Origin of the sequence: Duganella sp. 1411, from assembly GCF_017833525.1 — a bacterium.
Classification (GTDB): domain Bacteria; phylum Pseudomonadota; class Gammaproteobacteria; order Burkholderiales; family Burkholderiaceae_D; genus Rugamonas.
On the sequence record NZ_JAFICD010000007.1, the window covers coordinates 126049 to 138448 of the forward strand.

The window sequence follows — 12400 nt, forward strand, 5'->3', positions numbered from 1 at the left end:
CTTCGCGTGGTCCGCTTGTTTTGCGTGCGTGTACAGTTACACGACGATGGTCTGGTGCTCGTCGCCGACGCGCGCGCGGATCTTGCCGATCGTGTAGACGGTCTCGCCGGCCGCCTCCAGCTGCGCGATGGCGGCGGCGGCGTTTTCCTGCGAGACGATGACGGTCATGCCGATGCCGCAGTTGAACACCCGGTGCATCTCGGCGTCGGCCACGCCGCCGTGCTGCTGCAGCCACGTGAACAGCGGCGGCAAGGTCCACGCCTTCGAGTCCAGCTCGGCCACCAGGCCCGGCTGCAGCACGCGCGGGATGTTCTCGACCAGGCCGCCGCCGGTGATGTGCACCATGCCCTTGACCTCCATCGCCTCCATCAGCGCCAGCAGCGGCTTGACGTAGATGCGGGTCGGCTGCATCAGCACGTCCGCCAGCTTCCTGCCGTGGAAGTCGCCTTCCAGGTCCGGCTTGGCCACTTCGATGATCTTGCGCACCAGCGAGTAACCGTTCGAGTGCACGCCCGACGAGGCCAGGCCCAGGATGACGTCGCCCGGCGCGATCTTGCTGCCGTCGATGATCTTCGATTTTTCCACCGCGCCGACGGCGAAACCGGCCAGGTCGTACTCGCCGGCCGGGTACATGCTCGGCATCTCGGCCGTTTCGCCGCCAATCAAGGCGCAGCCGGCCTGCTCGCAACCCTGGGCGATGCCCTTGATGACGTCGGTGGCGATAGCCACGTCGAGCTTGCCGCAGGCGAAATAGTCGAGGAAGAACAGCGGCTCGGCGCCCTGCACCAGGATGTCGTTGACGCTCATGGCGACCAGGTCGATGCCGACCGTGTCATGACGATTGAGCTCGAACGCCAGCTTGAGCTTGGTGCCGACGCCGTCGGTGCCCGACACCAGCACCGGCTCCTTGTACTTCTTGCTGATCTCGAACATGGCGCCGAAACCGCCCAGGCCGCCCATGACGCCCTCGCGCAGGGTGCGCTTGGCGAAAGGCTTGATTGCTTCGACTAAGGCGTCGCCCGCGTCGATATCGACGCCGGCGTCACGGTAGGACAGGGAAACATTTGAAGTTTGGCTCATGGTGTATTTCGCAGCGGAGGCGGTAAAATAGAAGGCGGAGACCGTTTCGTAACAAAATCGCACGTTTTCAGCGCTTTTCTGCACAAATCCACGCAAATAAGCCTGCGCGAACCCGGTCAATCCGCTATTTTATCAAAATGCCTCGTCCACCTGCCGTTTTTAACCATCTAAATCACTTTCCATGCCATTTCCCCTCTCGGTAGAGCAAAAGCAAACGGCATTCTGGGTAGCGGTGTGGGCGGCATTCTTCTTCCTCCTCTTCATGTTGGGGCCGGTGCTGACGCCGTTCGTGGCCGCCGCCATCCTGGCCTACGCGCTCAACCCGGCCGCCGACCGCCTCGACCGCCTGCGCCTGCGCCACCTGCGCCTGCCGCGCGCGCTGTCGGTGCTGATCGTGGTGACGCTGTTTTGCGCCGCCCTGCTGGCGCTGGTGCTGATCGTGGTGCCGGTGCTGCAAAAGGAAATCCCGCTGCTGCGCGAGCAAATCCCCACCTTCCTGGCGCGCGCCAACGACACGCTCGCCCCCAAGTTGCAGGACATGGGCGTCAAGGTGCGGCTCGACAGCGCCGGCATCCGCAAGCTCGTCTCCCAGCAGATGGCCACCAGCGGCGACGAGATCTGGGGCGCGGTGCTCAATTCGGCCCGCATCGGCGGCACGGCCGTGCTCGGCTGGCTGGCCACGGTCTTCCTGATACCGGTGGTGCTGTTCTACCTGCTGCTGGACTGGCCGGCCATGCTGGGCCGGGTGGCCGGCGCCGTGCCGCGCCGCTGGATCGCGCCGACGCTGACGATGGCGCGCGAGGTCGACGGCCTGCTGGCCCAGTACCTGCGCGGCCAGCTGCTGGTGATGCTGGTGCTGGCGGCCTACTATTCGGCGGCGCTGGCCATCGCCGGCTTCGACGTAGCGTTGCCCGTGGGCATCATCACCGGCCTGCTGGTGTTCATCCCCTACCTGGGCTTCACCATCGGCCTGGTGCTGGCGATGATCTCGGCGGTGCTGCAGTTTGCCGATTTCAGCGGCCTGATCGCCGTGGCCGTCATCTACGGCTTCGGCCAGCTGCTCGAGGGCTTCGTGCTCACGCCGCGCCTGGTGGGCGAGCGCATCGGCCTCAATCCGCTGACGGTGATCTTCGCGCTGATGGCCTTTGGCCAGCTGTTCGGCTTTGTCGGCGTGCTGCTGGCGCTGCCCGCCTCGGCCATCCTGATGGTGGCATTTCGACATCTGCGCCGCCACTACCTGGGCAGCACCTTCTATAATGCGTGATGTAATCAAGAAAAACGTCATGCAAACGATCAAACCAAGGCGAACGCCATGAAACAACTGGTGCTCGATTTAGGCGCGGACCAGGCGCACAGCCTCGCATCGTTCGAGGTGGGACAGAACGCCGAGGCGGCGGCGCTGATGGCGCAATTCGCCGACCGCAGCTCGCGCGAGCACTTCGCCTACCTGTGGGGCCTGGGCGGCGTCGGCAAGACCCACCTGCTCAAGGCGCTGGCCAGCGCCGGCGGCGAGGACGAGCAGCGGCGCGCGCGCTACATCTCGCCGTTCTCGATCGAATCCGAATTCCAGTATTCGCCGGAGGTGGACCTGTACCTGCTCGACGACTGCGAAAAACTGTCGCCGGTGGCGCAGATCGACGCCTTCGCGCTGTTTAACGAGATCCGCGCCAACAATGCCTTCATGGTCTGCAGCGGCGCCGTCGCCCCGGCCGTGCTGCCGGTGCGCGAGGACCTGCGCACCCGCATGGGCTGGGGCCTGATCTACCAGATCCACGGCCTGACCGACGACGAGAAGGTGGCCGCGCTGGGCGCCGCCGCCACCGCCCGCGGCTTGACGCTGTCGCCCGGCGTGATACCCTACCTGCTGTCCCACTTCCAGCGCGACATGCGATCGTTATCGACGATGCTCGACTCGCTGGACCAGTATTCCCTTGAAACCCAACGCCCGATCACCCTGCCGCTGTTGCGCGAGTGGTTGCAGGCGGAAGCGAAAGAATGACGAATCCCGCATGAAGCTTGCATTATTTGACCTGGACCACACGCTGCTGCCGATCGACTCCGACCACGAGTGGGGTCAGTTTTTGGTGCGCATCGGCGCCGTGGACGCGGCCACCTTCGCGCGCCGCAACGACGATTTCTTCGCCCAGTACCAGGCCGGCACGCTCGACCCGGTCGAGTACCTGGAGTTCGCGCTGGGCACCCTGTCCGGCTTCCCGCGCGCCGAACTGGCGCGGATGCAGGCGCAGTTCATGGCCGAGGTGATCGCGCCGGCGATCCGCCCGGCCGCGCTGGCGCTGCTCAAAAAGCACCAGGACGCCGGCGACCTGGTGGCCATCGTCACGGCCACCAACCACTTCGTGACCGCGCCGATCGCCAAGGCGCTGGGCGTGGAGCACCTGATCGCGGCCATGCCGGAGCTCGACGCCGACGGCAACGTCACCGGCCGCCTGCTCGGCACCCCGACCCAGGGCGCCGGCAAGATCGTCCACACCAAGGCCTGGCTGGAAAAGATGGGCAAAACGCTGGAGGACTTCGACACCGTCTACTTCTACAGCGATTCGCACAACGACCTGCCGCTGATGTCGATCGTCTCGCACCCGATCGCGACCAACCCGAACGCCACCCTGAAAACGCACGCCACCGCTCAAGGCTGGGCATTAATTGACCTATTCAATGATTAAGAAACTGATCCGAAAAATCCTCGGCACCAAAGACAAGAGCGCCAAGGCCCGCGACACCAACACGCCGGTGATACTCGGCCCGGACGCCCACGGCATCGATCCCAAGCTGCTGTCGTCGAACGCGGTGCGCGTCACCAGCACCTTGCAGGAGGCCGGCTTCGAGGCGTTCGTCGTCGGCGGCGCCGTGCGCGACCTGCTGCTGGGCGTGAAACCGAAAGACTTCGACATCGCCACCAACGCCACGCCGGAGCAGGTGCGCAAGCTGTTCCGGCGCGCCTTCATCATCGGCAAGCGCTTCCAGATCGTGCACGTGATGTTCGGCCAGGACCTGCTGGAGGTGACCACCTTCCGCGGCACGGCGCTCGACAACGCGCCCAAGGACGACCATGGCCGCGTCCTGCGCGACAACACCTTCGGCTCGCAGGCGGAGGACGCGGTGCGGCGCGACTTCACCATCAACGCCATGTACTACAACCCGGCCAACCAGCAGGTGTGGGACTACCACGGCGGCATCGAGGACATCCGCGCCAAGACGCTGCGCATCATCGGCCAGCCGGAAGCGCGCTACCGCGAAGACCCGGTGCGCATGCTGCGCGTGGTGCGCTTCGCCGCCAAGCTCAAATTCACCATCGAGTCGGTCACCGCCGCGCCGATCCCGGTGATGGCGTCGCTGATCGACAACGTGCCGCCGGCGCGCGTGTTCGACGAGATGCTCAAGCTGCTCATGAGCGGCCAGGCGCTGGCCTGCCTGCAGCAGCTGCGCAAGGAGGGCCTGCACCACGGCCTGCTGCCGCTGCTCGACGTGGTGCTGGAGCAGCCGCTCGGCTTTAAGTTTGTCACGTTGGCGCTCGACTCGACCGACGCCCGCATCGCCGCCGGCAAGACGGTGTCGCCCGGCTTCCTGTTCGCGTCGCTGCTGTGGCACCAGGTGCTGGAGAAGTGGACCGCCTACCGCGCCGCCGGCGAGCAGACCATCCCGGCGCTGCACCTGGCGGCCGACGACGTGCTCGATTCGCAGACCGAGAAGCTGGCCTTGCAGCGCAAGATCGGCACCGACATGCGCGACATCTGGTCGATGCAGCCGCGCTTCGAGCGCCGCACCGGCAAGTCGCCGTACAAGCTGCTGGAACACCTGCGCTTCCGCGCCGGCTACGACTTCCTGCTGCTGCGCTGCGCCTCCGGCGAGATCGACGCCGAACTTGGCGAATGGTGGACCGCCTTCTACGAGGGCGACGAAGCCACCCGCGAGGACTTGATCGCGACGGCCGGCCAGTCGTCCTCCGGCCAAGGCGCCGCCGGCGCCAAACGCAAGCGCGCACCGCGCCGCGGCGGCCGCAGCAAAGGCCCCGCTTCGGCGGCCGAAGGCGGCGCACCGGGCGCCAGCAGCGCCGGCGGCACCGGCGAGTAAGCCACACGCGCGCCAGGAGCATCGACGTGAGCATCATCGGCAAGAAGGATGAAGGCGGCTTCGCCTTCACCCTCGCCTACATCGGCATCGGCGCCAACCTCGGCGACGCGCGCGCCAACGTCGCCGACGCCCTCGAGCGCCTGCAACGCCTGCCCGGCTGCACCCTGATGGCCGCGTCAAGCCTGTACCGCACCGCGCCGATCGACTCCAGCGGCGACGACTACATCAACGCCGTCGCCCGCGTCGCCACAACGCTGGACGCCGAAGCGCTGCTGCGCGCGCTGCACAACATCGAACAGGCGCACGGGCGCGAACGCCCCTACCGCAACGCCCCGCGCACCCTGGACCTCGACCTGCTGCTGTACGGCGACGCCGTCATCGCCAGCCCGACGTTGACGGTGCCGCACCCGCGCATGACCGAACGCGCCTTCGTGCTGGTGCCGCTGCTGGAACTGGCGCCGGCGATCCACATTCCGGGACGCGGCCCGGCGCGCGACTATGCGGCCGGCGTCGCCGGCCAGGGCATCGCCCCGGTCACCTGACTCCCCTGCACGCGATAGCATTCAGGACTACACTATCGCGGTCTGATCTCACCTCTAAAGGAATCCCTATGTCTGGTTATTTGCAAGGAAACGAACTGGCCGCGAGCCAAAAGCCCGCCGCCACCACCGCACCTGCACCGGCCAAAGCGGCCGCCACCAAGGCAGTCACCGTCCACACGCTGGCCAACCTGCGCTCGGCCGGTGAGAAAATCGCCATGCTGACGTGTTACGACGCCAGCTTCGCCTCGCTGATGGACCGCTGCGGCGTGGAGATGCTGCTGATCGGCGACTCGCTCGGCATGGTCTGCAACGGCCACCAATCGACGTTGCCGGTCACCGTCGCCGAGGTGGCGTACCACACGGCCTCGGTCGCGCGCGGCAGCAAGTCGGCGCTGATCGTCGCCGATCTGCCGTTCGGCGCCTACGGCACGCCGGAGACGGCGTACGCCAACTCGGTGCAGCTGATGCAGGCCGGCGCGCACATGGTCAAGCTGGAAGGCGGCGCCTGGCTGGCCGACACCGTGCGCTTTTTAACCGAGCGCGCGATTCCCGTCTGCGCGCACTTGGGGCTGACGCCGCAATCGGTGCACCAGCTGGGCGGCTACAAGGTGCAGGGCAAAACCACCGACAGCGCCGATTTGCTGAAGGCGGACGCGCTCAAGCTGCAGGCGGCGGGCGCCTCGGTGCTGGTGCTCGAAGCGATACCGTCGGCGCTGGGCAAAGAGGTGACCGACCTGCTGGCGATACCGACGATCGGCATCGGCGCGGGTCCGGACTGCTCCGGCCAGGTGCTGGTGATGCATGATTTGCTGGGTGTTTTCCCGGGCCGCAAAGCGCGCTTCGTGAAGAACTTCATGGAAGGCCAAACCAGCATCGACGCCGCCATCAGCGCATATGTGGCGGCGGTCAAGGGCGGCAGCTTCCCGGCGCTGGAACACTGCTTCTAAGCCCTGCGCCGACGCGCGCGTCACGTTGTTCCACGTAGGGCGGATTAGGCGGGACGCCGTAATCCGCCATCTATGAGCCGCCGACGGAGCTTGGCGGATTACGCGCTGCGCGCTAATCCGCCCTACGTGCATCCCGTGCATCCCGTGTTTCAGCGGTCAAAAATTGGCATAGCGTTCACGATCAATGCATCTCCCCCAGGCATTCATCGAACGCCGTCAGCAAGCGCGCCACGTCGCTTTCAGCCGTCGCGGGGCACACCAGCAACATATTGTGGAACGGCGTAATCAACAGCCCTCGATTGAGCAGATACAGATGAATGATCTGTTCCAGCTCCCCATCAAGGATCGCCTGCGCCTCGCCACCATTGCGCGGTGACGACGGCGCGAACTGAAATTCCGTCCGCGCCCCAACCCGCGTCACGCACCAAGGCAAGCCATGCCGCGCAATCACATCGCGCAAGCCCTCGGCCAGCCGCGCCGCCAGCCCGAACATCCGCTGATACGCCGCCTCCGTCATCACCTGCTCCAGATTCGCCCGCATCGCCGCCATCGCGAACATGTTCGCGCTCAGCGTGGTGCCAACACCCGAATGCCCGGACGGCGCGCCACGCTTGGCATGCTCCACCTTGCGCGCCAACTCCTCCGTGAACCCATACACCGCGCAAGGAATCCCGCCGCCGATCGGTTTGCCGACCACCAGCGCATCCGGCAGCATGCCGTGCTCCCGCGCGTACCCTCCCGGACCGCTGCTGATGGTATGCGTCTCGTCGATCACCAGCAGCGCGCCATGATGCCTGATGATCCGCTGCGCCGCCTCCCAGTACCCCGGCTCCGGCAGCACCATGCCGATGTTGGTCATCACCGGCTCGGCCAGCACGCAGGCGATATCGCCCCGCGCCAAAGCCGCCTCCAGCGCCGGCAAGTCGTTGAACTCCACCACCACCGTGTGATCCGTCAGCGTGTGAACCTGCCCCAGAAGACTGTCCCTCTGCGTCGGCACGCCGTCGATCAGATCGACGAACACATCGTCCACGGTACCGTGATAACAGCCATTAAAAACCAGCACCTTGTCGCGCCCCGTCGCCGCCCGCAGCCAGCGCAGCACGAAGCGATTGGCGTCCGAAGCCGATAACGCGAACTGCCAATACGGCAAACCAAAACGCCGCGCCAGCTGGGCGGCCACCGGCGCGGCGTCCTCCGACGGCAGCATGGCCGTGTAGCCGCGCATGGACTGCCGCGCGATGGCCTGGGCGACGGCGGACGGCGCATGACCGAACATGGCGCCGGTGTCGCCCAAACAGAAATCAACATATTCATGACCATCGACATCGCGGAAGCGCGCCCCGGAAGCCTCGCTCACCGTCAACGCGAACGGCGTCGACCAGTCGTTCATCCAGTGCATCGGCACGCCGAACAGCAGGTGCTGGGCCGCCAATCCCGCCAGCCTGGCCGATTCCGGATTGCGGGCGATGTAGCTGGCGCGTTCCCGGGCCGCCAGCGCCTGCGCGCGCGGCCAGTTCAATCCATCGCGGGTACCGTGCATCGCTTTCTCCTCACACCAGCAGCATCAGATGCTCGCGCTCCCATGAGCTGATCACGCGGCTGTAGGTGGCGAACTCCAATTCCTTGACTTCGCAGAACGCCTGCACGAACAACTCCCCCAGTATCTCGCCGAGCGGCTCGCATTCGCGCAGCCGCAAAATGGCATCCTCCAGATTGCGCGGCAGCTGGTCGTGCACATGCTCGGCGCTGCCCTCGGTTGGCTCCGACGGCGTCAGGCCGTTGACCATGCCGAGGTAGCCGCACGCCAGCGTCGCCGCCATCGCCAGGTAGGGATTGACGTCGACGCCCGGCACGCGGTTTTCCACGCGCCGGTTGGTCGGCGTCGAATTGGGAATGCGGAAGCCGCAGGTGCGGTTGTCGTAACCCCAATGCACATTGGTCGGCGCCGACATGAAGCGCGACAGCCGCCGGTAGGAATTGACGTGCGGCGCGAACAGCAGCGTGGCCGCCGCCGTGTAATGTTCAAGGCCCGCGATATAGTTGAAGAACAAGGCGCTGGGCTCACCGTTTTTTTCGCTGAAGATGTTGGTGCCGGTCGCCTTATCGAGAATGCTTTGGTGGATGTGCATCGCGCTGCCGGGCTCTGTCTCCATCGGCTTGGCCATGAAGGTGCCGAAGATCCCGTGCCGCAGCGCCGTCTCGCGCACGGCGCGCTTGAACAGGAACACGCGGTCGGCCAGCTCCAGCGCGTCACCGTGGGTGAAGTTGATTTCCATCTGGCCGGCGCCGGCTTCGTGGATCAGCGTTTCCACGCCCAGCTGGTGCTGCTTGCAGAACGTCGACAGCTCCAAAAAGAAGGGATCGAAATCGTTGACGGCGTCGATCGAGTACGACTGCCGGCCCGATTCGGTCTTGCCGCTGCGGCCCAGTGGAGGCGTCAGCGGCTCGTGCGGATTGCTGCTGCGGGCGACCAGGTAGAACTCCATCTCGGGCGCCACCACCGGCTGCCAGCCGCGATCGGCGTATAGTTTGAGCACCTTGCGCAGCACCGCGCGCGGAGACAATCCGACCGGCGTGCCGTCGAAGTTCTGGCAATCGTGGATCACCAGCGCGACGTTCTCCGCCGCCCACGGCACCTGGCGCAGCGTGGCCAGATCCGGCACGCAGATCATGTCCGGATCGGTGGCGCCGGTGTAGGGCAGGTTGTTCGGCTGCTCGCCGTTGACGGTGTTGAGCAGCACGCTCTTGGGCAGGCGCATCTCGCCTTCGCTGAGGAACAGGTCCTTGGGCAGGATTTTTCCGCGTGCGATGCCGGTCATGTCGGCGATCACGCATTCCACTTCATGGATATTGCGCTCTCGTAGAAAATCCTTCATTGCCTGGCTCATGCCACTCTCCTGTTAGAACCGTTCGAGATATCGCGCGGTCTCCCACGCGCTTACGTGTTGACTGTATTCGATCCATTCGGCGCTCTTCAGCGCGGCGAATTCCTTGACGAAGTCCGTACCCAGCGCCGCCGCCAGCACGCTGTCCGCCCGCAGCGCGGCGACAGCCTCGCCGAGATTCTGCGGCAGCACTTGCAGCCCCAGTTCGGCGCGCTGCGCATCGGACATCTCGTAGACGTCGAGGTCCACCGGCTCCGCCGCCTCCAAAGCGCTCTCGATGCCGTCAAGCCCCGCCGCGATCACGCCGGCCAGCGCCAGATACGGATTGGCCGAGCTGTCCGGCAGCCGCCATTCGATGCGCCGGTAGACCACGCGCGCGACGGTGGTGCGGTTGTTGTTGCCATAGCCGATGAAGGCCGGCGCCCAGCTGGTGCCGGACAGCGACTGCCCGCACATCAACCGCTTGTAGGAGTTGACGGCTGGCGCGCAGAGTGCCGTCAGCGCTGGCGCGTGGCGCAGCAGTCCAGCCATGAAGTGATAGGCCAGCGGCGACAACCCCAGCTCGCGGCGGTCCTGATCGGCCGCGAACACCGGATTGCCGTCCCGGTCCGCCAGCGACAGGTGGAAATGCAGGCCGCTGCCGGGACGATCGGCGAAGGGCTTGGGCATCATCGAGAACAGCATGCCCTCCTCCTCGGCGATGTGATGCGCCGCCATCTTGAACAGCATGAAGTTATCGGCCGCCTTCAAGGCGTCGGCGTACTTATAATTGACTTCGAACTGGCCGGTCGCATCCTCGTGGTCGATCTGGAACACGCCAAGTCCGCACCGGTCCAACGATGTGGTCAGCTTATCCAGGAATGAACGGCGGCGCAGCAGGCTTTTAGTGTCGTAGGATGGCTTCTCCAAGGTGTCGGCGGGTTCGGCGTCGTGGCCGTCCTGCCCTTTTTGCAGCAGGAAGAACTCCGGCTCCAGGCCCGCATTGAGCGTCCAGCCATGCTTTGCCAGCCGCGCCACCTGCTTGCGCAAAATCTGGCGCGGGCAAACATCGAACGGCTGGCCGGCGACATGCCCGTCGAGCACCACGCGGGCGTAACCGGGCAGCCAGGGCATCGCCTGCAAAGTCGCGAGGTCGGCGCGCCCATAGTATTCGGAGCGCGGCCCGGTGCGCGGCAGTCCGGTGCCCCAGATCGACGGCCCCGAAAAGCCGGCGCCCGGATAGACGATGTCCTCCAGATGGGCAATCGGTATCAGCTTACCCTTCGCCGCGCCGTGGATGTCGGTGAACTGGGCGAATATGTACTTCACGCCCTGCGCCGCCATCTCCTCCTGTTTTTCCGCTGTGCTCATCGATCCTCTGTAGATTAGCCGATTTGAATCCAGGTGGTTTTCAGCTCGGTGTATTTATCGAACGCGTGCAGCGACTTGTCGCGGCCATTACCTGACTGCTTGTAGCCGCCGAACGGCACGGTGATGTCGTCGCCGTCGTACTGGTTCACGTGCACGGTGCCGGCACGCAGCGCGCGCGCCGTCTGTATCGCCTTGGTCATGTCCGACGTCCACACGGCCGCCTGCAAGCCGTAGGGCGTGGCGTTGGCCTGTTTGATGGCGTCGTTCAGGTCCGTAAAGCTCAGCACCGACAGCACCGGTCCGAAGATCTCTTCGCGCGCGATGGTCATGCCGCTGTCGACCTGGTCGAACAACGTGGGCTCGACGAAGAAGCCGCCGGTCTCGGTGCGCGCCTGGCGCCCGCCCGACAGCAGCTTGGCGCCGCCCGCCTTGCCGGCCTCGATATAACCCATCACGGTTTTCAGCTGCGTGGCGTCGACGATGGCGCCCATCACCGTGTTCTCGTCGAGCGGATCGCCCGGCTGGAAGTCCGGCATCATCGCCAGCGCCTTCTCGATGAACCGGTCCTTGATCGACGCTTCGACGAACAGGCGCGAAGGCGCGTTGCAGCTTTCGCCCTGGTTGAAGTAGATCGAGCCGATGGCCGACGCCACCGCCGCATCCAAGTCGGGACAATCGGCGCAGACGATGTTGGCCGACTTGCCGCCCAATTCCGTCCACGCGCGCTTGAGGTTGGACTGTCCGGCCATCTGCAAAATCTGCTTGCCGACACGCGTGGAGCCGGTGAAGCCGATGCAGTCGACATCCATGTGCAGCGCCAGCGCGGCGCCGGCCTCGTGGCCGTAACCCGGCAGCACGTTGAACACGCCCGCCGGCATGCCCGCCTCCAGCGCGATGTCGGCCAGGCGCAGCGCCGTCAACGGCGATTTCTCCGACGGCTTGAGCACCACGCTGTTACCGGCCGCCAGCGCCGGAGCGATCTTCCAGGCGGCCATGATCATCGGGTAGTTCCACGGCACGATGGCGGCCACCACGCCGACCGGTTCGCGCGTGATCAGCGCCAGGCTGTTGTCGGCGGTCGGCGCGATCTCGTCGTAGATCTTGTCGATCGCCTCGCCGTACCAGCGCAGGCAGTTTGCAGTCGCGCCGACGTCCACGCTCTGGCTGTATTTGATCGGTTTGCCCATGTCCAGCGTTTCGAGCAGCGCCAGCTCCGGGCCGTACTGTTGCACCAGGTCGGCGAACTTGATCATGATCCGCTTGCGCTGCGCCGGCGACTTGCCGGCCCAGACGCGCGCCTCGAACGCCGCGCGGGCGCTGGCCACGGCCGCGTCGACATCGGCGCCGTCGCAGCGCGCCACCATGCACAGCTTGCGGCCGTCGATCGGCGACAGGTTTTCGAACTGCTGCTGGTTTTTCGCCCACACGCGCTGGCCGCCGATAAAGGCGCGGCCGTCCATCTGCAGGCTTGCCGCCCGCTCATGCCACGATGTTGCCACCATCT

General features: G+C 65.7%; 11 protein-coding genes. 6 read left to right on the top strand and 5 right to left on the bottom strand.

Going from position 1 to position 12400, the window contains the following annotated elements:
- Window positions 1-36: 36 nt before the first annotated feature.
- The gene (gene purM / locus JOD97_RS27410; protein WP_209725574.1) at window positions 37-1080 is read right to left on the bottom strand and encodes a phosphoribosylformylglycinamidine cyclo-ligase; all 1044 of its coding nucleotides are present in this window, start codon (window positions 1078-1080) and stop codon (window positions 37-39) included.
- Window positions 1081-1261: 181 nt separating this feature from the next.
- On the opposite strand from purM, the gene JOD97_RS27415 reads away from it, so the two are divergent.
- The 6 genes from JOD97_RS27415 to panB all read left to right on the top strand — a co-directional run bounded on the left by JOD97_RS27415 (window position 1262) and on the right by panB (window position 6658).
- Complete coding sequence (locus tag JOD97_RS27415) at window positions 1262-2344, top strand: AI-2E family transporter (protein ID WP_209725576.1); 1083 nt, start codon at window positions 1262-1264, stop codon at window positions 2342-2344.
- A 48-nt stretch (window positions 2345-2392) separates the two neighbouring features.
- Window positions 2393-3079, top strand: a complete 687-nt coding sequence (gene hda, locus JOD97_RS27420) for a DnaA regulatory inactivator Hda (protein ID WP_090325307.1) — start codon at window positions 2393-2395, stop codon at window positions 3077-3079.
- Between the two features lie 10 nt (window positions 3080-3089).
- Window positions 3090-3761 (top strand): HAD family phosphatase, encoded by a 672-nt coding sequence (locus tag JOD97_RS27425; protein WP_209725578.1) that lies wholly within the window; start codon window positions 3090-3092, stop codon window positions 3759-3761.
- On the top strand, window positions 3754-5169 hold the full coding sequence (gene pcnB, locus JOD97_RS27430) for a polynucleotide adenylyltransferase PcnB (RefSeq protein WP_209725580.1): 1416 nt from the start codon (window positions 3754-3756) through the stop codon (window positions 5167-5169). The genes JOD97_RS27425 and pcnB overlap by 8 nt, the downstream gene beginning before the upstream one ends.
- Before the next feature lie 26 nt (window positions 5170-5195).
- On the top strand, window positions 5196-5711 hold the full coding sequence (gene folK, locus JOD97_RS27435; protein ID WP_209725582.1) for a 2-amino-4-hydroxy-6-hydroxymethyldihydropteridine diphosphokinase: 516 nt from the start codon (window positions 5196-5198) through the stop codon (window positions 5709-5711).
- Window positions 5712-5779: 68 nt separating this feature from the next.
- On the top strand, window positions 5780-6658 hold the full coding sequence (gene panB, locus JOD97_RS27440) for a 3-methyl-2-oxobutanoate hydroxymethyltransferase (RefSeq protein WP_209725584.1): 879 nt from the start codon (window positions 5780-5782) through the stop codon (window positions 6656-6658).
- 181 nt (window positions 6659-6839) lie between these two features.
- On the opposite strand, the gene JOD97_RS27445 is transcribed toward panB, so the two are convergent.
- From JOD97_RS27445 to JOD97_RS27460, 4 genes are read right to left on the bottom strand one after another with little or no spacing between them, the layout of a single operon-like run.
- Window positions 6840-8201: an aspartate aminotransferase family protein gene (locus JOD97_RS27445; protein WP_209725586.1), complete on the bottom strand. Its 1362-nt coding sequence runs from the start codon at window positions 8199-8201 to the stop codon at window positions 6840-6842.
- 10 nt (window positions 8202-8211) lie between these two features.
- Entirely contained in the window at window positions 8212-9549 is a 1338-nt protein-coding gene (locus tag JOD97_RS27450; RefSeq protein WP_209725588.1) for a glutamine synthetase family protein, read from the bottom strand.
- A 12-nt stretch (window positions 9550-9561) separates the two neighbouring features.
- Complete coding sequence (glnT, locus tag JOD97_RS27455) at window positions 9562-10896, bottom strand: type III glutamate--ammonia ligase (protein WP_209725590.1); 1335 nt, start codon at window positions 10894-10896, stop codon at window positions 9562-9564.
- Window positions 10897-10910: 14 nt separating this feature from the next.
- Complete coding sequence (locus JOD97_RS27460; protein WP_209725883.1) at window positions 10911-12398, bottom strand: aldehyde dehydrogenase; 1488 nt, start codon at window positions 12396-12398, stop codon at window positions 10911-10913.
- Between the last annotated feature and the right edge of the window lie 2 nt (window positions 12399-12400).